The organism is Agrobacterium rubi TR3 = NBRC 13261 (assembly GCF_000739935.1).
Classification (GTDB): domain Bacteria; phylum Pseudomonadota; class Alphaproteobacteria; order Rhizobiales; family Rhizobiaceae; genus Agrobacterium; species Agrobacterium rubi.
In genome coordinates this window covers 1-19929 of record NZ_BBJU01000032.1, presented here as the reverse complement: position 1 = coordinate 19929, position 19929 = coordinate 1, and the positions used below count along the sequence as shown (strand labels likewise).

Annotated in this window: 22 protein-coding genes; 14 read left to right on the top strand and 8 right to left on the bottom strand. The window is 56.7% G+C overall.

The genetic code is table 11. From position 1 onward, the window contains the following. Positions 1-60 precede the first annotated feature (60 nt). Positions 61-738, bottom strand: coding sequence for an SOS response-associated peptidase (locus tag RRU01S_RS23080; protein WP_045232581.1), 678 nt, complete (start codon positions 736-738; stop codon positions 61-63). Positions 739-747: 9 nt separating this feature from the next. Further along, complete coding sequence (locus tag RRU01S_RS23075; RefSeq protein WP_045232580.1) at positions 748-2814, bottom strand: ATP-dependent helicase; 2067 nt, start codon at positions 2812-2814, stop codon at positions 748-750. Between the two features lie 241 nt (positions 2815-3055). On the opposite strand from RRU01S_RS23075, the gene RRU01S_RS23070 reads away from it, so the two are divergent. The 7 genes from RRU01S_RS23070 (at position 3056) to ligD (ending at position 11151) form a co-directional block, all read left to right on the top strand. Further along, the gene (locus RRU01S_RS23070) at positions 3056-3919 is read left to right on the top strand and encodes a TIGR02587 family membrane protein (protein WP_045232616.1); all 864 of its coding nucleotides are present in this window, start codon (positions 3056-3058) and stop codon (positions 3917-3919) included. Between the two features lie 7 nt (positions 3920-3926). Further along, positions 3927-4334 (top strand): TIGR02588 family protein, encoded by a 408-nt coding sequence (locus RRU01S_RS23065; protein WP_045232579.1) that lies wholly within the window; start codon positions 3927-3929, stop codon positions 4332-4334. Between the two features lie 179 nt (positions 4335-4513). Further along, on the top strand, positions 4514-6307 hold the full coding sequence (locus RRU01S_RS23060) for a YbhB/YbcL family Raf kinase inhibitor-like protein (RefSeq protein WP_108722721.1): 1794 nt from the start codon (positions 4514-4516) through the stop codon (positions 6305-6307). A 34-nt stretch (positions 6308-6341) separates the two neighbouring features. Next, positions 6342-7436 (top strand): alpha/beta hydrolase, encoded by a 1095-nt coding sequence (locus RRU01S_RS23055; RefSeq protein WP_045232578.1) that lies wholly within the window; start codon positions 6342-6344, stop codon positions 7434-7436. Positions 7437-7459: 23 nt separating this feature from the next. After that, positions 7460-8005: a DUF4142 domain-containing protein gene (locus RRU01S_RS23050; RefSeq protein ID WP_045232614.1), complete on the top strand. Its 546-nt coding sequence runs from the start codon at positions 7460-7462 to the stop codon at positions 8003-8005. 127 nt (positions 8006-8132) lie between these two features. After that, entirely contained in the window at positions 8133-8444 is a 312-nt protein-coding gene (locus RRU01S_RS23045) for a hypothetical protein (protein WP_045232577.1), read from the top strand. Positions 8445-8478: 34 nt separating this feature from the next. Then, the gene (gene ligD, locus RRU01S_RS23040; RefSeq protein WP_045232576.1) at positions 8479-11151 is read left to right on the top strand and encodes a DNA ligase D; all 2673 of its coding nucleotides are present in this window, start codon (positions 8479-8481) and stop codon (positions 11149-11151) included. A gap of 6 nt (positions 11152-11157) precedes the next feature. Here the strand turns inward: ligD and ku (RRU01S_RS23035) are convergent, their stop codons facing one another. Beyond that, positions 11158-11967 (bottom strand): non-homologous end joining protein Ku, encoded by an 810-nt coding sequence (gene ku / locus RRU01S_RS23035; RefSeq protein ID WP_045232575.1) that lies wholly within the window; start codon positions 11965-11967, stop codon positions 11158-11160. A 12-nt stretch (positions 11968-11979) separates the two neighbouring features. Beyond that, positions 11980-12873, bottom strand: a complete 894-nt coding sequence (ku, locus tag RRU01S_RS23030) for a non-homologous end joining protein Ku (protein ID WP_045232574.1) — start codon at positions 12871-12873, stop codon at positions 11980-11982. Between the two features lie 199 nt (positions 12874-13072). On the opposite strand from ku (RRU01S_RS23030), the gene RRU01S_RS23025 reads away from it, so the two are divergent. From RRU01S_RS23025 to RRU01S_RS23015, 3 genes are read left to right on the top strand one after another with little or no spacing between them, the layout of a single operon-like run. Continuing rightward, a complete protein-coding gene (locus RRU01S_RS23025) occupies positions 13073-13249 on the top strand; it encodes a hypothetical protein (RefSeq protein WP_080803337.1) in 177 nt (58 codons plus the stop codon). Positions 13250-13258: 9 nt separating this feature from the next. Next, positions 13259-14059, top strand: a complete 801-nt coding sequence (gene xth / locus RRU01S_RS23020) for an exodeoxyribonuclease III (RefSeq protein WP_045232572.1) — start codon at positions 13259-13261, stop codon at positions 14057-14059. After that, entirely contained in the window at positions 14056-14280 is a 225-nt protein-coding gene (locus tag RRU01S_RS23015; protein ID WP_045232571.1) for a hypothetical protein, read from the top strand. Before xth ends, RRU01S_RS23015 begins: the two co-directional genes overlap by 4 nt. A gap of 47 nt (positions 14281-14327) precedes the next feature. On the opposite strand, the gene budC is transcribed toward RRU01S_RS23015, so the two are convergent. Further along, positions 14328-15089 (bottom strand): meso-2,3-butanediol dehydrogenase, encoded by a 762-nt coding sequence (budC, locus tag RRU01S_RS23010; RefSeq protein ID WP_045232613.1) that lies wholly within the window; start codon positions 15087-15089, stop codon positions 14328-14330. 186 nt (positions 15090-15275) lie between these two features. Here budC and RRU01S_RS23005 point away from each other — a divergent pair, with 186 nt between their 5' ends. From RRU01S_RS23005 to RRU01S_RS23000, 3 genes are all read left to right on the top strand, one after another. Beyond that, positions 15276-16070 carry an alpha/beta hydrolase gene (locus tag RRU01S_RS23005; RefSeq protein WP_234936197.1) on the top strand — a complete coding sequence of 265 codons (795 nt, stop codon included), beginning with the start codon at positions 15276-15278 and terminating at the stop codon, positions 16068-16070. A 184-nt stretch (positions 16071-16254) separates the two neighbouring features. Further along, positions 16255-16392, top strand: coding sequence for an SDR family NAD(P)-dependent oxidoreductase (locus tag RRU01S_RS26795; protein WP_327787144.1), 138 nt, complete (start codon positions 16255-16257; stop codon positions 16390-16392). After that, complete coding sequence (locus RRU01S_RS23000) at positions 16389-16943, top strand: SDR family NAD(P)-dependent oxidoreductase (RefSeq protein WP_369346780.1); 555 nt, start codon at positions 16389-16391, stop codon at positions 16941-16943. Before RRU01S_RS26795 ends, RRU01S_RS23000 begins: the two co-directional genes overlap by 4 nt. On the opposite strand, the gene RRU01S_RS22995 is transcribed toward RRU01S_RS23000, so the two are convergent. Beyond that, the gene (locus RRU01S_RS22995) at positions 16918-17808 is read right to left on the bottom strand and encodes a LysR family transcriptional regulator (RefSeq protein ID WP_045232570.1); all 891 of its coding nucleotides are present in this window, start codon (positions 17806-17808) and stop codon (positions 16918-16920) included. The two genes, RRU01S_RS23000 and RRU01S_RS22995, sit on opposite strands and share 26 nt — an antisense overlap. A gap of 98 nt (positions 17809-17906) precedes the next feature. On the opposite strand from RRU01S_RS22995, the gene RRU01S_RS22990 reads away from it, so the two are divergent. After that, positions 17907-19010, top strand: coding sequence for an aldo/keto reductase (locus RRU01S_RS22990; RefSeq protein ID WP_045232569.1), 1104 nt, complete (start codon positions 17907-17909; stop codon positions 19008-19010). 83 nt (positions 19011-19093) lie between these two features. Here the strand turns inward: RRU01S_RS22990 and RRU01S_RS22985 are convergent, their stop codons facing one another. Beyond that, entirely contained in the window at positions 19094-19387 is a 294-nt protein-coding gene (locus RRU01S_RS22985; RefSeq protein WP_045232568.1) for a PRC-barrel domain-containing protein, read from the bottom strand. 144 nt (positions 19388-19531) lie between these two features. Further along, positions 19532-19843, bottom strand: a complete 312-nt coding sequence (locus RRU01S_RS26570) for a GCG_CRPN prefix-to-repeats domain-containing protein (protein ID WP_081880177.1) — start codon at positions 19841-19843, stop codon at positions 19532-19534. Between the last annotated feature and the right edge of the window lie 86 nt (positions 19844-19929).

Sequence of the window (19929 nt, the reverse complement as noted above, 5' to 3'; positions counted from 1 at the left end):
CCTTGTGCTTCCCAGAGAAGTCGACTCGCTCCCGAGCCAGGTAGATACACCACGATGTTCTCACAACAACAGCCCTTCTTCCTGCAGGTCGGGCTTTGTCTCCGGAGGCACGATGACAAGCATGTTGCCGGGCAGGGGCCTTTGGAGGTGACGCGCCGCGTCCCAAGGGGCCGTCAGCCACGTCTCGACTTCTTCTGGCGTCGTCAGAATTGCAGGCATGGCCTTTTCGTGGATGGGTGAAACGATCTCGTTGGGCAACGTCGTCAGGAATCCAAACAGCTCGTACTCCTGCTCTCCGTCTCTGACTTTGCGGATGCCTTTCCAAGGCGTCCAAAAGCCTGCAAAGAACATTAGGGGTTTGGTCTCATCCTTGGCAAACCAGGCATTCGGCACGCGTCCGCCGCCGACTTTGCTTGCAGGATCCGGTTCCGCAAAAGACGTGAAGGGAACGACGCACCGACTGGTCGGTCCGAGCCACCGACGCCAGTGCGGCGACGCGACATTGCGGATATTGGTGACGCCGGGATCGTAGTTCTTCACATAAGCCGGAGGCGAGGGCATGCCCCATGTCGCGCGGACGATCTCTCTTTGACCATCCTCGGCGATGCGAACAATGGGAGCCTGGTAGCCGGGATAGACATCAAAGCTCGCCTCGTTCCACCCTGCCAGATCACGGAACGCCTTGGTGAACTGCAGGACGGCGTCACGGGTTGTGGTTACGTTGTAGAGGTTACACATCCGTCGCTCCTATTTCCACATGCCGCGCATGCGTGCGCCGACATCGATGCGGATCTGCTGGGCACTACGCTCAGATGCTGCGGCCGAGACTTTAGGCCACGCCGTCGGTTCGAAATACTGTAGCAGCGTCGCCGGGATGAACCGCGAACGCGATGCATAGACGTGCCTGTCGCCCTGCGAGTTCTGACCGTGCGTGAAAAACCGCTGCGGGGTGATGAGCGACAGGCTATCCTTGGCCCGCGTCATGCCGACATAGAGCAGACGCCGTTCCTCCTCGAGCTCCTGCGTCGTTCCTGTCCCCAGGTCCGATGGTATGCAGCCATCGACAACATTCAGCATAAACACGGAACGCCATTCCTGCCCCTTGGCGGAATGGATGGTCGATAGGATGAGATAGTCTTCATCGAGCAGCGGTACGCCCGCCTGATCGCTTGTGGCATCCGGTGGGTCGAGTGTCAGTTCGGTCAGGAAACGTTCGCGCGAAGGATAGCCGCCGGCGATCTGCTCTAGCTGCAGGAGGTCGGCCTTACGAGTATCGGCATCCTCATGGATGCGATCGAGATGGGGTTCGTACCACAGGCGAGCTCGCGCGATATCCGATGGCCAGCCTTCCTGCGTTTTGCGAAGCCCTGCCAGCAATTGAACGAACGACGTCCAGTCCTCGCCAGTCTTCGGTGGTGGTGGAATTTCAGCAAGCGCCAGGAGAGGTTCGGGATCGGACGCGATCGTGTCGAGAATGGTGCCGGCTTTCTTTGGTCCAATGCCGGGCAACATTTGCAGAAGACGAAAACCAGCGACCCGATCACGAGGGTTTTGGGCGAAACGCAGCACGGCCAGCATGTCCTTCACATGGGCGCTGTCGAGAAACTTCAAACCGCCGAATTTGACGAACGGAATATTGCGACGGGTGAGTTCGACTTCAAGCGTGCCGCTGTGACTGGAGGTGCGAAACAAGACAGCCTGCTGTTTCAGCATCATGCCAGTCTCACGATTGGCCAGCACCTGCTCGACAATGAAATTGGCCTGTTCGGTCTCGTCCTTGACGGTCACGAGTTTGGGTCGCTCGAGCGACTCCCGTTCGGTCCACAGGTTCTTGGTGAAACGTTCGCGCGCCAGTTCGATCACGCCATTGGCTGCCGCCAGAATGGGTTGGGTTGAACGATAATTTCGATCGAGTGTGATAACGTCCGCCGCCGGACTGAAAGATGTTGGAAAGTCGAGAATGTTGCGAACCGTCGCTGCCCGGAACGAGTAGATCGATTGGGCATCGTCACCGACGACGGTCAAGCCACGCCCGCCGGGCTTGAGCGCCATCAGGACTGACGACTGGAGCTTGTTGGTATCCTGATATTCATCGACCATGACATGATCGAAGCGATTGCCGATATCGTCGGCGAGATCGGGATCGCTGACCATCTGTGCCCAATAGAGCAGAAGATCATCGTAATCGAGCACGTTCTGCGACTGCTTGGCCCCGACATAAGCTCCGAACAATTCCTTCAACTGTTCTTCCCATGTGGCGACCCATGGATAGTGCTGGCGCAGGATCTCGTTCAGCGGCGTCTCCGAGTTGACTGCGCGTGAATAGATCGCAAGACAGGTGCCCTTGGTCGGGAAACGGCTCTCTGTCTTGGAAAATCCGAGCTCGTGCCGCACGAGGTTCATAAGATCAGCGCTGTCTTCCCGGTCGTGAATGGTGAAGTCCAGGTTGAGCCCGATCTGCTCGGCATACATCCGCAGCAGTCTCGCGCCGATGCCATGGAACGTGCCGGACCAGGCAAGGGCGTCTGTCATGATGCCAGCATTGGCACCCAGCACATTGCGGCAGATGCGCTCGACGCGGCGGGCCATTTCAGACGCGGCTCTGCGCGAAAAGGTCATCAGCAGAATGCGGCGCGGGTCCGCACCATTGACGATAAGATGGGCCACGCGGTGAGCCAGCGTATTGGTCTTACCAGAGCCGGCACCTGCAATGATCAGCAGAGGCCCTACCGTGTTGCCCTCAGCGAGCCCGACGCCATGCTCGACGGCTTTGCGCTGCTGCTCGTTCAGTTTTTCCAGATAGGCAACCGCCATGCCGTTATCCTTGATGTGCGCCTACTTTAAATTCGGTATGGACGAAGCTCCATAAGCCGCGATGGACGCGTCAAAAATGACCGCGAACAAAGTGAGAACCTATCAGGTGGGTTGGATATTGAAAAGTCCTTGATTAGCGTGACGTGATTGTCGTCGCGCGCACCCTTCGATGCTGCTAAGGTTCGGCATTGCGACGATCCGGTCCTCGCGCATGAACAGAGTCATTCTGTGGAGAACGAGATTGGGTTCGAAAGACGGCGCAAGTGGTGGATTCGATACAAGCAAATTTCTCGCTGGAATCGCGCGCGGCGTTGCGGGCGCTCTTCTGTTCGCCCTGCCGATGTTTATGACGATGGAAATGTGGGAGCTTGGCTTCTACATGGATCGCACCCGGCTTTTGCTCCTTCTTTTGATCAATCTGCCTCTATTGATCGGCTTGTCTCGCCGGATAGGGTTCGAGGAGACCTCGGGTTTGCGACAATCTATCCGAGATGCCATCATCGCTTACGCTTTGGGCATGGTTGCCAGCACCCTGATTTTGCCATCCATAGGCGTGTTGCAGGCGGGTCAGACGCCCCATGAGATCGTGGGTATGATTGCTCTGCTGGCGGTGCCGGCGAGCATTGGTGCGATGTTGGGCCGTAGCCAACTGGGTGGCAAATCTGACGATGAAGAAACTGAGGATGACGATGATCCAGTTCAAAATCGCGAGACGAGTTACGGCGGCGAACTTTTTCTGATGGCGGTCGGTGCGCTGTTTTTGAATCTGAACGTGGCGCCCACCGAGGAGATGATCTTGCTTTCATTTAAGATGACGCCCTGGCACGGCCTTGTCATTATCGCAGTGTCGCTGATCGTCATGCATGGGTTCGTTTACGCGCTTTCATTTCATGGAAGCCACGATCTCGCGGAGGGTACGCCAAGCTGGCATGCTTTTGTGCGCTTTACCTTACCTGGCTATGTGATAGCAGGATCCATCAGCGCCTACTGTCTCTGGTCGTTCCATCGCATTGACGACCTGGGTTCCACGCAGGTGCTTATGGCGATCGTCATCCTGAGTTTTCCCGGTGCGATCGGAGCGGCTGCCGCTCGACTTATCCTTTGAGGGTTTCATGACCAAAACAATCGGCGGCAAAAGTCTCGAGGCAAAAAATCCGCACTGGGTCGAGTGGGTCACCGGACTGGTATCCGCAGTCATCGTACTCGTGGTGATTTTCTGGATCGCAAACGACGCGTTTAAAGATCAGGATACATCACCCGACCTCGCCGCAACCGTAGTCATCTCTGAACAGCGCAGCAACGGGTTTCAGGTATCTTTCGAGGTGTCGAACGTTGCAAGCGCGACGGCTTCGCAGGTCACTGTCCTCGGAGAAATCCGTGATGGGTCCGATGTCGTCGAGAGAGCCAGCACCGTACTCGACTATGTTCCTGGAAGATCAAAGGCGCGAGGAGGCCTGATTTTCAGAAATGATCCCGAAGGCAGGATCATTCTCCATGTGTCAGCCTTCAACGAGCCTTGAACGTCGCTTTACAAGGGTCGGGGCCGCAAATGCCGCATCGCGGTAACTACGGTCGCTGTTATCTATTCAGGCCGCGTTGCTTGGTGACGCGTGCGCATACTTAATGCAGGCAGCGTCAAGAAGGGGAACTTTGGAGAGTCTCGCATGTTCGGCGTGTGAATTCTTTGGAGGAGCACCTAATGATACGTCGTGTTACTGGCGCTGCGTCTGTTGTCGCGGCACTTTTTGCTTGCAGTACGTCCTATGCCCAGCAGGGCGATGGAACTGAAGTTCAAGTCACCACCAACGTGTTCAAGCCCAACAAGGTCGCACCGACAAGCGAGCGGGTAGGACAATTGAAGGTGCCCGATGGCTTCTCCGTGAAGCCCTTCGCCCAAGGACTTGGCAACAGCCGCATCATCGCCGTGTCCGACAAAGGTTTCATTTATGTCAGCCGCCGGGAAGAAGGCGATGTGCTGCTTCTCAAGGACGAAAACAACGATGGCAAGGCTGATGGCGCGCCCATCCAGGTGGTGTCTCGCGCGCAGGCTCATGGTTTGGCAATCAAGGGTGACAGGCTCTATCTCGCCACGGTGAAAGAGGTTTTTGTTGCCGACATCAAGGCCGATGGGACCCTTGGCGAGCTCGAGATGATCATCGGCGATCTTCCGGATTCCGGCCAGCATCCGAACCGTGTCCTCGAATTCGGCCCTGACGGGATGCTTTACATCAGCGTTGGCTCCACCTGCAATGCATGCAACGAAAGCAACCCCGAAAATGCAACGATCATTCGCGCGACGCCGGACGGCAAGAGCCGGACGATCTTCGCATCCGGCCTGCGCAACACGATTGGTTACGACTGGCAGCCGCAGACCGGGGAACTCTGGGGGCTGGACCACGGCATCGACCTGATGGGCGACGAGGTTCAGGCCGAGGAACTCAACAAGATCGAGCAGGGCAAGCAATATGGCTGGCCGCACGTCTATGGCGCGGGTGACATCTATCCACAATCCACGCCGGTTGGCGGCGTGACGAAAGAGCAATGGCGCGACCAGAGCCGGCCAATGGTAATCGGCTACACCGCTCATGCTGCTCCAATGCAGATGAAGTTCTATAAAGGCACTGCGTTTCCTGAAGAATTTGCAGGAGATGCTTTTGCAACCATGCGGGGGTCATGGAACCGTAACCCCGCGTCGGGTTATGAAATCGTCCGTATTCATTTCGAGAGCGGCCAGCCCAAAACCATCGAGCCATTCCTGACTGGCTTTCTATCAGATGGTGGAAAGACGCATTTTGCTCGCCCTGTCGGTCTTGCCGTCGCCAAGGACGGTTCGCTGCTGATGGCGGATGATGCCAATGGTGTCATTTATCGCGTTGCCTATACGGGTGATGCGAAAAAGGCTGAGACGGCGGCGATGACACCGTCAGATGTCATGGAGGCACAGGCAAAAAAAGGCGCAGATGTGCCGTTGGCTTTGAAGCGTTCCGAGACCGACACACAAGGCAAAATCACGGTTTCCACAGAGGCGTTCCCTAACAATCAGGCGATCCCAGCAAAATATAGCGAATATGCCGACGGCGTCTCACCCGCCCTTAAATGGAGTGCTGTACCAAAGGCTGCGTCCTACGCCCTCATCATGGAGGACCCTGACTCCTCACCGCTCAAGCCCTTCGTTCATTGGTTGGCATGGAACATCCCCGCGACGGTGACGACGCTTCCAGAAGGCTTACAGGAGCAGCTTCGCCTGGTCGAGCCGGAAGGCGTTTTGCAGGGTCGCAACACGTCTGGAACACACGGCTATTTCGGACCGAAGCCACCTCCGGGCGACAAGCCGCATCACTATCATATCCAGATCGTCGCTCTCGATTCCATGATCGATCTGCCACCGACATCTGACCGTGACGCGCTCCTGGCTGCCATGTCGGGCCATGTCATCGGAAAGGGCGAACTCGTTGGGACCTACCAGCAGAAGATCGAACCACCCAAGCAATAACGAAATGTCACACCATAGTTTCGAAGGAAGTCTCATGCCTATCTCACGTTCTACCATTCGCGCCGCGAGCCTAGCGGTCGTGTTACTTTCGTCTTCGGCAACCGTATGGGCGCAGCAACCGGCTCCAGCACAGCCGTCCCAACAATCGCAGCAAACTGAGCAGGCAAAGCCCGATGCGCAGATGCAGGCTGTCCTAGACGCTTTGAAAGGGCTCGACGTAAAGCCCTTTTCCGGACTGACTGTGCCACAAGCGCGCACGCAGGCAAGTGCTGCCGATGCCGCACGCACAGTTCAGCGAGACAAGAAGATTTCGCCGATGCCAGAGGCGGGCCTAGCCACGAAGGATATCGCCATTCCAAGTGCAGCCGGGGCGTTACCCGCCCGCGTCTATATCCCCGAAGGTAAGGGGCCATTTCCTGTCGTGCTGTACTTCCATGGCGGCGGTTGGGTTGTTGCGGATATCAACACCTATGACGCAACACCAAGAGCGCTTGCGCTGGGATCGAAAGCCATCGTCGTGTCTGCCGATTATCACCATGCGCCGGAAAGCAAGTTCCCGGCTCAGCATGATGATGCCTGGGCTGCATATACATGGACAGTTGAAAACATTCACACTTTGAATGGCGACGCCAAGCGGATTGCCGTTGCGGGTGAAAGCGCTGGTGCCAATCTGGCGGCCAACGTCGCATTGATGGCAAAAGAGAAGAAGACAACGATGCCGGTGCACCAGTTGCTGGTCTATCCCATCGCTGGCAACGACATGAACACGCCATCCTATCAGGAAAATGCCAATGCAGCGCCTCTTGGCAAAGCCGATATGGAGTGGTTCGTCTCGAATGTGTTCACGTCAAAAAACGAGACCGCAGATCCCCGGATCAATCTCGTCGGTCGCAATGACCTTGAGGGACTGCCATCTGCAACAGTGATCACTGCGCAGATCGATCCGCTACGCTCAGAAGGTGAAGCTTACGCTGACAAGCTCAAGGCTGCTGGCGTGATGGTGAATGCGCTGAATTATGAAGGCGTGACCCACGAATTCTTCGGAATGGCCAAGGTGGTGGATAAGGCCAAGGACGCTGTCGATGCTGCCAATGCCGACCTCACAAAAGCATTTTCCAAAACGAAGTGATCGCCCCACAAAGGACCATGAATATGAAATTCTCAAACCTATCCTACTTGGCATTATCCGTCGCCATGCTCGCCCAGCCTGTTATGGCGCAAGAACAGAAAGCCAAGCCTGCTGGCGATGCCGCACCCATGATGGTCATGGATCGGCCTACCTTCGTCAGCGTTGTCTCAAGCGCCAACGAGTTCGAGATCAAGTCCAGCGAATTGGCTTTGCAGAACGCGGAGTCAGCCGATCTCAAGGATGCGGCAAAGATGATCATCGCCGACCACCAGAAGGCAGGCGAGAAGCTGAAGGGGATATTGGATAAGAAGGGTGAGCCACTGCCGTCCCCAATCGTTCTTGCACCCAGGCAGCAGAAAATGATGGATCAGTTGCAGACTGCCAAAGGCAAGGACTTCGACATGCTTTACCTCGACATGCAGGTGCAAGCGCATATGGAGGCGATTGCACTGTTTCGGACCTACGCGGGGTCCGGTGATGATCAGACCGTCGTTGGCTTCGCGAAGGAAACGTTGCCCAGCCTTGAGACGCATCTGTCCCACGTGAAGATGTTAAGCATCGAGCACTAGGACGCATCGCCAAAGCGCCAATCATTTTGCCTTCGGCGGCCTATCTATCCGCTTGAAGGCATTTTTTTGGAAACTAACCTGGCGGCGACGGGTTAGGCCTTCAACCATCCTATTAGGAGATATCAACATGGCCGACGACAGCACCACCACAATCCGTGCGACATTCAATACGCGCGCTGCCTCCAATCTAGCGGTTGATCATCTCGTTCAGCAGCACGGGATTTCGCGTCCTGACATTTGTATTCAATCAGCTACCGCAGAGAACACATCAGGGTCAGTTGCATCTGGTGGCGATGTCTCGAAAAGCGCTTCGGTGCGCGGCGATGCTCCTCTCGAGGGTGAGATCGAAGCGTCCGCCGACATTCCGTCCGACAAGATTTCCGCGGTTCAGCGTGGGCTCGGCGAGGCTGGGGCATTTCGGGTATCGGGCGCCGCCTAAAGCGGTCCCGCATTGGTGATTAGGGGTGGATGCCATGGCCGACAATCTCAGCAAGTACCGGTCCAAGCGCGATTTCAAGCAGACGTCAGAGCCAAGCGGAGAGGTCGAAGTCAAGGCGTCCAGCCGTCGCCGCTTCATCATCCAGAAGCATGATGCGACACGACTGCACTACGATCTTCGTATCGAGCTCGATGGAGTGTTCAAATCCTGGGCAGTGACCAGAGGTCCTTCTCTTAATCCTCATGACAAGCGGCTTGCAGTTGAGGTCGAAGACCATCCCCTAGACTATGGCGATTTCGAGGGAACGATACCGAAGGGTCAATATGGCGGCGGCACAGTTATGCTGTGGGATCGCGGCTACTGGGAGCCCGAGGGCAACAAGACCCCCGAGGAGGCACTGGCGAAGGGTGATTTCAAGTTCACTTTGGAAGGTGAACGACTGCATGGAAGCTTTGTTTTAGTGAGGATGCGCAACGACCGCGACGGTGGCAAGCGTACCAACTGGTTGCTGATCAAACACCGCGACGACTATGCGGTCGACGACAACGGATCAGCGGTACTGGATGACAATCTGACGTCGGTCGCTTCCGATAGAACCATGGAGGCAATCGCCGCTGGCAAAGGGAAAAAGCCCAAGCCATTTATGACGCAAGGCGATACAGTTAAGGCAGACGCGGTGTGGGACAGCAATGAGGGTCTTGCCGCCGAGGAGCGCAAGGCTGGCACGAAGACGTTGCCGAAGAAGAGGTCGGCTCGACCAAAGGCAGCCAAGTCAAACAACACTGAAACGGCGATGCCGAACTTTATCGCCCCGCAGCTCTGCGAAAGCCTAACACGTCCACCCGCGGGCAAAGGCTGGATCCACGAGATCAAATTCGACGGCTACCGGGTGCAGATGCGTGTCGTTGGCGGTGAGGTGACGCTGAAGACCCGCAAAGGTCTGGTTTGGACATCCAAATGGCCTGCGATTGCGGAGGCGGCGTCGGCGCTTCCGGACTGCATCATTGATGGTGAGATCTGCGCGCTCGACGAGCGAGGTGCACCCGACTTCGCGGCTTTGCAGGCAGCACTGTCTGAGGGGACGACCGACGATCTTGTCTATTTCGCGTTCGATCTGCTGTTTACTGGTGATGAAGATCTGAGAGAGCTCCCCCTGACGGAGCGCAAATCCCGTTTGGAAACACTGATGTCCGATGCGGGCGAGGACGCACGCCTGCGTTTCGTCGAACACTTCGAGACGGGCGGCGACGCCGTGCTGAAGTCAGCATGCCGTCTATCGCTCGAGGGTATCGTCTCCAAGGAGGCAGATGCTCCTTATGCGTCCGGCCGGACGAAGACATGGGCGAAATCCAAATGTCGCGCTGGTCATGAAGTGGTCATCGGCGCCTACGCCAAGTCCAATGGAAAATTTCGATCGCTGCTGGTTGGCGTCTTCAGCGGCAAGCACTTCGTCTATGTCGGGCGTGTCGGTACAGGGTATAGCGCGAAGACGGTCCAACAACTTCTGCCGAAGCTTCAAGAGATAGAAGCGGCCAAATCTCCATTCACAGGAATAGGGGCACCGAAGACGTCAGACGATATCGTCTGGCTCAAGCCCGAGCTCGTCGCCGAGATCGAATTCGCCGGATGGACCGCGGACGGCCAAGTTCGACAGGGTGCGTTCAAGGGGCTGCGCGAAGACAAGCCTGCTGCGGAGGTGGAAGCCGAAGAGCCCGCAACGCCATCGGATGTGGATGTCCCTGATCCCGAGACCGACAAGCCACCACCCAAGCGTTCCCGCAGAGGCGCAAAGGAAGAGGTCATGGGCGTTATGATCTCAAGCCCCGACAAGGCGCTCTGGCCAGACGCGGGTGACAAAAAGCCTGTCACCAAGGTTGACCTCGCCCATTACCACGAGGCCGTCGGAGCGTGGATGATTGATCACATCAAAGGTCGGCCATGCTCGATCCTTCGTAGCCCTGATGGCATTGGTGGTGAGCAATTCTTCCAGCGCCACGCTATGCCTGGAACGTCGAACCTTCTGGAGCTCGTTACGGTCTTTGGTGACAAGAAGCCCTATCTACAGACTGATCGTGTTGAAGGACTTGCCGCCATTGCCCAGATCGGCGGGATCGAACTTCACCCCTGGAATTGCCTGCCCGATCAGCCCGAAGTTCCGGGCAGGCTGGTATTCGATCTTGATCCAGGCCCGGACGTTGAGTTTCCAGCAGTCGTCGACGCCGCGCGCGAGATACGCGACCGGCTAGAAGAACTGGGCCTTGTCAGTTTCTGCAAGACGACAGGTGGAAAGGGATTACACGTCGTGACGCCGCTTGTCGCGCCCAGGGGAAAGGAGCTGAGCTGGGACGAAGCGAAGGGGTTTGCGCATGACGTCTGTCAGGATATGGCGCGCGATAATCCGGACCTCTATCTTATCAAGATGGCGAAGAACCAGCGGGAAGGCCGAATATTCCTCGACTACCTGCGCAACGACCGAATGGCGACGGCTGTCGCTCCGTTGTCTCCAAGAGCACGTCCAGGTGCTACGGTGTCGATGCCTTTAACCTGGTCGCAGGTCAAGGCTAACCTCGATCCAACACGCTTCACGGTTAGGACCGTGCCGGGTCTTTTGAAGCAAAGCACCGCTTGGCAGGATTACAGTGAGGGCCACAGGTCGCTGGATCAGGCTATCAAGCGGCTGAGCAAAGCCCGGAAGGCGTCTGCCTGACGGGCCTTATTTTGCGCGTGTTTCTGCGGCGACCGATTTTTTGAGCGCGTCCATGATGTTGATGACGTTGCTTGGCTTGGCAGGGGAAGCAGGCGCTTTCGTCGTGCCTCGGCTCGGCTTTTTCTGCTGTTTCCTTTTTGCCTTTATGATGTCGAGCAGACGGTCCTGCACAGGATCCACGACCATCTTCGCGTCCCATGGCTTCGTCTGCTTTTTGATCATCTTTTGGATAAGTGGCATCATGACGACGTCGGGCTCTTCATCGGCGATGCTGTCGAAGTAGCTATCCTCGTCCCTGACTTCGTCACCATACCGTAGCGTCCACAAGACAATTCCCTTGCCGCGCGGCTCCAGCATGACGGCGCGTTCCCGGCGCGAGATCACCAGCCTCGAAATTCCGACCATGTCCTGCGACGCCATAGCGTCGCGGATCACAGAGAAAGCTTCCTGCGCGATTTTCTCATTCGGAGACAGGTAATATGGTGTGTCGAGCCATATCCATTCGATGGTGTTACGTTTGGTGAACGTCGAAATATCAATCGTCCGGGTGCTATCGAGTGCAACATTTTCGAGCTCTTCGTCTTCAAGGATGACGTAGTCGTTTTCGCCACGTTCGTAACCCTTGACCTCGTTTTCTTCCTTCATGTCCTTGCCTGTGACGGAATCCACGTAGTGACTGACCACGCGATTGTTGGTGGCGCGGTTGAGCGTGTGAAACCGCACTTTCTCGCTTTCCGACGTCGCGGGCATCATCTGAACGGCACAGTTGACGAGGGAGAGCTTCAGGTAACCCTTCCAATAGGGGCGGACAGCCATGATGATCTCCTCTTAACCAGCGCGACGGGTCGGTGCGGCCGTTGCCTTTGCTTTGGTCGCCTTTTTTGGTTTTGCAGTTTCTTCGCCGGCGTTGGCGTTGGCAGCGGTCCGTTTGGACTTGGTTTTCTTGGTCTCCAGGCCCGCGCTCTGACGCAGGGCCTGCAACAGATCGACGGCCTTGGCGGCCGGTGCAGCTTTCTTCTTTGGAAGCGACCGCCCCTCAATCTTAGCCTTGACGAGTTCTGCTACAGCCTCCTCATACCGGTCGTCGAAGGTGCTGGCGTCGAAGCTGCCCTTCTTTTTTGCAATGATCAGTTCGGCAATCTCGAGCAATTCGGGATCGCTTTTGACATCCGGCTGATCCTCGAAGGCTTCCTGCGACGATCGAACCTCGTAGTCGAAGTTGAGAGTGGAAGCGATGAGGCCCTTGCCATGTGGGCGGATGAGGACAGTGCGGAGGCGGCGGAACAGCACGGTCCGTGCGATAGCCGCAACCTTGGCCTCCTTCATGCCGTCGCGAAGCAGGACGTATGCTTCCGTACCCATCTTGTCTGGTGTCAGATAATAGGGCTTGTCGAAATACACGGTGTCGATGTCAGAACAGGGAACGAAGGATTCGATCGTCAGCGTCTTGTCGCTGTCGGGGACGGCGGCTGCGACTTCTTCCGGTTCAAGAACGATGTATTGTCCGTTCTCGGTCTCGTAGCCTTTGACCTGGTCTTCCCGTTCGACAGGGTCTCCGGTTTCGCCATCGATGAACTCGCGCTTGACCCGATTTCCGGTCTCTCTGTTGAGCGTGTTGAAAGCGATCCGCTCCGATGCTGAGGCTGCGGTGTAAAGCGCCACCGCGCAGGACACTTCGCCGAACTTGATGAAGCCTTTCCAGTTTGCTCTCGGGGAACCCATGATACGCGCACTCCTCACACAACCAACGCGATTCAACCGAATCAGTGCGCGAATCGTTCCTTGCTAAAACGAATCGTTTTTCAATGACTTAGGCGCATGCGGCCTCCCGTTTTGCGAGTCTGTCTTAGGTCGCTGATTCGAATGCATCTTTTGACAGCGGGGCGCGTTTTCCTTGCACAGCAACCAAAAGGAAGATTTGATGACCAAGCGAGAATTGATCGATACCGGCACTGACAAGCGTTACGTCCGCCGCGATGAAGACGGGAAGTTCAAGGAGAGCGTCGATGTCTCCCGTTCGCTTTCGGCCGATGCGCGCCATGACGCAAAGAATGATACGAAGTCAGGCGAGGGCGACAAAGGTGATCGCAAGCGCTGACATATTTCGGTGAAGCTCGCCACTTATAACGTCAATGGTATCAATGGTCGCCTCGACATCCTCCTTCGTTGGTTGGATGAGGCACGACCTGATGTCGTTTGTCTGCAAGAACTGAAAGCACCGCCCAACAAATTTCCACGCAAAGAGCTGGAACGCGCAGGATATGGTGCGATCTGGCACGGCCAAAAATCATGGAATGGTGTCGCTATCCTTGCACGAGGTCAGGAGCCGCTTGAGACAAGGCGGGGGCTGCCCGGTGATCCGGAAGACAGCCAAAGTCGCTACATCGAGGCTGTCATCGACGGAATGGTTGTTGGATGCCTCTACCTACCCAACGGCAATCCAGTCCCAGGGCCGAAGTTCCAATACAAACTAGACTGGTTTCAGCGACTGCATTCCTACGCGGACGAACTGCTCGAGCTCGAGGTTCCCGTAGCTCTCGTCGGCGATTTCAACGTCATGCCGACCGATCTCGATGTCTACAAACCTGAGCGGTGGATAGACGACGCGCTGTTCCGGCCCGAGGTCAAAGCAGCTTATACGAATCTGGTGGCCCAAGGCTGGACGGATGCGGTTCGGCATTTCCATCCGAACGAACGCGTCTACACCTTCTGGGCATATTTTAGGAATGCATTCGTCCGTGACGCCGGACTTCGGATTGACCACTTTCTACTAAGTCCTGACCTCGCAAAGAAGCTGACAAAAGCCGTCGTTGACAAGCATGTCCGTGGCTGGGAGCACACCAGCGATCACGCGCCAGTCTGGATTGAACTTACTGAAAAACCCGTCAAACAAAGGAGAGAGAAATGACCGATGATTGGAAACGTGAGGTTCGCTCCAAGCTCGAAGAGCTGGTCGATGGTCTCGTTGTGAACGGCGTCAGTTATGAGGACGCTTGCAGTGTCATTGTCGTGGAGATCAACAGCATGTTGGTCGCTCATGAGCATGATCCAGATCCTGCAGATGATGATATTATCGAGGAGCCAGCCAACGACTGGCCCGCGGCAGAAGACAAACGACCTGCCGATTGAAGGTTGTGACGGCCCCAAAGGGAATGCCCTAGGGTCCGTTCTATATCTTACTGGGGTGGCTGACCGTTCGACGCCGACATTCCACCGTCGACAGGCAGGTTGACGCCTGTCACGAACCGAGCGTCGTCACTTGCGAGGAATGCGATCACCGCCGCAACGTCTTCTGGTTCGCCAGGTCCCCTAAGCGCGAAGCGTTCGTTGAATTTCGCGATCAGCTTGTCGTCGCCCATCATCTCCTCGGTCATTCCGGTGCGCGTCAGGCTCGGGCACACTGCGTTAACCCTGATGCCGTCCTTGCCATGATCCATGGCCATCGCCCGCGTGAGGTTGGTAATGGCACCCTTGGCGGCATTGTATGCCGCCATACCCCAGTCACCACCCGTGCCGGAAACCGAGCTGACGTTGATGATGGAGCCGCGCGACGACTTCAGATGTGGGATGGCCGCACGGGAGGCGTAGAAGACGCCATCTACATCTGTCGCCATAACCTTGCGCCAATCATCTGTGGTGAGTGTGCTGACATCGCCTTGCGCGACAACGCCTGCATTGTTGACGAGAACGTCCAGAAGCCCAAATCTTTCGACCGTCCGAGAAATCAAATCTCTTACGTCACCGTCATTCGAAATGTCGGCCTCGGCGAGCAGAACCCGATCTTCAGGATAGGGCTTGGCGACGCCCTCAAGCTTTTCCTTCGTGCGGCCGACCAGGGCCACCATTGCGCCCTCGCTGAGGAAACGCTCCGCCGTTGCCTTGCCTATTCCTGAACCAGCGCCAGTCACGACGACAACCTTGTCTGCAAATCGCTGCATTGAAATCTCCATGAGTGTGCAGTGCTGCCTCGTTCTGAAACGGGACATGTGCGAGGTTGTTCCCGGCGCAGCGGCCTGGTGATTGGAGCAGGCAGGTGGCAATAACGAGATTGTCAGTGGCGGCGTAGCTGTGGACCGGAACGAACGTTCCGGGTGAAAGTTGAGGGGATGCAACAGGAAAGTCCCATGACGCCCTCCAATCTCGCCCCCATCTTCTCCCTATTCGTCATATTCATTGGCGCAATCTACGTTGCGGCAAGTCCAGGTGTTGTGATGGCTGCGGAAACAGGACCCCAAATGGTGTCGCCTAAGGTCGACCCTGCTGCCAAACCCTTGCACATGGTACAGGCGGAAAGCGCCTCCAAATCGACCGCTTCTCGAGTAGGAACGCGTGCGGATCATCTCGTGATCCTGTTCCACGGCATCCGAGGACGAGGGTCGGTGATGGAAGCGCTCGGGAACTCCTGGCAGGCGACGCTGCCGGACACAGTATTTGTTGCGCCAGACGCGCCGTTTGCGCACAAGTCAGGTGGTCGTCAATGGTTTGCAGTCGATGACCAGATCATGCGCCCCGAGCGGATAGACGCCGCGCGTCGAGCGTTCGACAGGGTGGTCTCTGAGATCGTCAAACGTGAGGGGTTCGAAGACGCGCTGGACCGGGTGGCGTTCGTCGGGGTCTCGCAAGGCGCCATCATGGCGCTGGATGGAGTGGCGTCGGGTCGTTGGAAGGTCGGCGCTCTCGTCACTTTTGCAGGGCTGTTGCCTCTGCCGCCTGCGTCATCTTCGACACGAACAGATATTCTGATGATGCATGGTGCAGAGGATGAGACAATTCCGCCGGCGGCGACAACAGTCGCGTCTGGCCAACTGCGATCGGCAGGCTTCACGGTGACTTCCAAAATCTATCCTGGGGTCGGTCACACTATATCGTCAGAGGAGGCAAGGGATGCCGTCATCTTCCTTCGCGACGGCTTCAAATAGCAAGCATGGCGATGTACGTTGGACCTCCATTCTTAACTGGTTAATCGGGCACGGGTAGACAGGATGGGCCAACAGGAGTGTAAGACCATGAACACTGCTGACCTATAGTCTGGACCAGCACCATTGATGTCGCATTTTAGAACATCGCGCATCTTGAGTTGTCATTCGCAATAAGGGTTCACTTATGCCCAGACCCGAGGGGAAAACCGCACTCGTAACCGGGGCTGTGCGCGGCATCGGCACCGCTATCTCACGAGCTTTCGCTGACGAAGCGGCGAATGTCATTGTCACTGACAGAGACGTTGAGGCGGTCAGAATATAGCAAAAGCAATCGGAGCGACGTTCGTCAGACTTGATGTTTCCTCGGAAAACGATTGGATGGAGATTGCCTGTCAGTTCCGGAGGATTGATGTGATTGTCAACAATGCCGGGATCACGGGGTGTGCGGGACCAGTCGACAGCACTCCGCATGCTCATGATCCGGAAAACACTGAACTTTCCGATTGGCGTGCCGTCAATGCTGTCAATTCAGATGGGACTTTCCTCGGTTGCCGTTGTGCTATGAGGGCAATGCGGGAAAATGGTGGAGGCTCGATCATCAATATCTCGTCCCGCTCGGGCTTGGTTGGATCCCGATGCTGCGGCCTATGCCTCATCCAAAGCGGCAGTTCGCAACCACACCAAGAGCGTCGCTCTCTATTGCGCCAGTCAGATCTGAACATCCGCTGCAACTCTATCCACCCGGCTGCTGTGATGACCCCCATGTGGAAGCCGATGCTAGGCACGGGCCCGGATCATGAGGACCGCGAGGCCGCATTGGTCAGGGACACGCCTAGATATGCAAATTTCATCCGACCTTCAGCGCAGCGATAAGTGCCCTTAAGGCTGATGGCGATTGCCTGCGACTGGGATGGTAAAGGTAAAATCCGGGGTAGCTGGGACACCAGTCCTTCAAGACCTGGACGAGGGTCCCCGCAGCGATCTCCTCAGCGACGTCATGCTCCATGATATAACCCAGTCCCGCACCTGCACGAACGGCCGCCGCCGGCAGATCGCCATCATTGGCGACCAAAGGGCCGCTGGTGCGGATATTGATTTCCTTGCCGTCCTTCTGGAACTCCCAAGGCAGTAGTCCGCCTGAGGTTGTCAGCCGGTATCCGATACAGGCGTGGCGTTCGAGGTCATAGGGGGTCAACGGCGGAGGGTAGCGGCCGAAATAGGACGGCGTTCCGACCACCACCGTTCTCAAATCCGGCCCAAGCTTCACAGCGACCATATCTTTGGCGACGGCTTCTCCCAGTCTAATACCGGCATCGAAGCCAGCCGCGACGATATCCGTCAGGCCATCATCGATATTGACCTCAACCCGGACATCCGGATTGGCCAGCAGGAAGGCAGGCAGTTTGGGTAGAAGGACCATGCGCGCCGCGTAGGCGAACGTGGTGATCCTGACTGTGCCGGACGGGTTGTCACGCCACTCCGCCAGCGCTTCCAGCCCGCTTTCGATATTGGCAAGGGCCGGATTGAGCGATTGCAGCAACCTCTCACCCGGTTCGGTCGGCGCCACACTGCGCGTCGTGCGCGACAAGAGCCGGACCCCCAGCCGCTCCTCCAGTCCGCGCATCGCGTGGCTCAAAGCAGAGGGTGACATGCCGAGAATGGCCGCGGCGCGGGTGAAGCTGCGCTCGCGTGCCACCGCCGCGAAGGCGAGCAGATCATTGAGTTCGTTTCGTTCCATTCATGCACTGTGTTCACAAGTTCATGCCGTGATCAACGGCTAATCCTGAGGCAGGCTTGACGATACATGCTCTTGTATCACAACGATGGAGAACACCGATGGATCTCACTAGTTACCGCACGCTAGGCAAGTCCGGCCTGATTGTCAGCCCGCTGGCACTCGGCACCATGACCTTTGGTGCAGAGCGCTGGGGTGCTGGAGACAAAACCTCGCGCGCGTTATTCGATGCCTATGTTGAAGCGGGCGGCAATTTCATCGATACCGCGGATGTCTATTCTGCTGGCCGCAGCGAGGAAATGCTTGGCACGTTCGTTTCCGACAGCGGCACACGTGATCGATTGGTGATCGCTACTAAATCCGGCTTTCCGCGCGGGCAGGGCACGCCTTTATGGGGTGGTAACGGTGCCAAGAACGTCCGCATGGGCATAGAAGGCTCGTTGATGCGGCTAAAGACCGATTACATCGACATGTACTGGATGCATGTGTGGGACCGCACGACGCCAGCAGAAGAGGTTCTGCAGACGTTGGCCAATGCGGTTCGCGCAGGCAAAATCCTGCATTACGGTTTCTCCAACACGCCCGCGTGGTATGTCGCAAAGGTCGCGACGCTTGCCGAAGCGCACGGCCTACCCAAGCCAATCGGTTTGCAATACGCCTATTCGCTGATCGACCGTGGCGTAGAGCTGGACCTTGTTCCGGCAGGTGCCGAATTTGGTTTAGGTGTGGTGCCATGGAGCCCGCTTGCGGCTGGCTTGCTGACGGGTAAATATGACCGCGAAAAAATCAGCGACTCTAACCGTGTCCCCGGTCTGCCAGACAAGGCCGGATTTGTGGCAGAAAGTGAAAACGATGGACGCCTTAACGGTGACAATCCGTTCGGCGGCATGCTGTTCACAAACCGTAACTTCGATGTCGTCGATGTTCTGAAGACTGTGGCGTCAGAGGTTGGTCGTTCGCCTGCGGAAGTGGCGCTTGCCTGGGTAGCGAAACGCCCTGGCGTCTCCTCAGTGCTGATCGGCGCCAGCCGGATAGAGCAACTCACCCAAAACATCGCCTCGCTCGACATTGTGCTGAAGGATGAACATATGCGACGGCTGGAAAAAGCGACGGCGCTACCCGTGCTCAATCCCTATTTTATTTTTCAGATGCCGACTGAAATGGTCTTTGGTGGACAGCAGGTGCGTGGGTGGGGAGCGAGCTAAGCAGGTACGGCGTCTTGTAATCTTCTGATATTCGGAGGGAGTTAGATTTAGGGCCCGGTCTTTGCGACCGAGCCCTGGCTACATTAGTGATGATGTTCCGGCATGTCTTTCAATTGGTCTTTCGTCCAGGAAGTGACGGCATGAACATCGCCGTCCTCATCTCGCATGAAATCGAGGTCGCTGAGGGATACCGCTACCGGCTTTGCGCCAATTCCGAGGAACCCGCCGACGTCGATAATGACCTGGCCGCTTGTTCCGCCATGCACGTGATCAACCTTTCCAACCTTATGGTCATCTGCGCCATATACGGTTGCACCTTCCAGAATCTCTGGGGTCAGCTCTGTCGTGGACAGGCGAACGTGATTTGTATGATCCATTGGTTTTCCTCCTTGCTGGATGATCACGTAACGGCATCACAGGCCTCTGGTTCCTTAATTAGGAAAAGCTTTAACTGACCCCTGACTAACGGCTCTTCTGACGCTCTCACGGGATGTGTTTATATTCGCGAGAGGATACAGGCATTACCATCTGTAGTCGCGATACTCATGTCGCCCACGCCATTCGCGTTGGTCATAGTAATCGCGGCGTTCTCGCCATTCGCGTCTGGCTTCCCAGCGGTCACGTCGATCCCACCGATCGCGATACTCGCGTGGAGGGCCGTTTGGTCGGCAATAGCCACGTGGGGAAAGGTGGAAGCCGCGTCCGCAAGCGTAGTCTACCTTCTGCACGTCTGAGGCCGAGGGGACAGATGGTTGGACCGACGGCATCGCGTTGGCGACGTTGGCAAGCAGACTACCTAGAATTATTCCCGCGCTGAAAATTATCTTGCGCATCTCGCGTCACTCCGTTGAGGGTGATGTGATTTAGCGACCTGCACCGTGAACCATGCCTGAATGAACTTTGACGTTTTCGTGGCGTT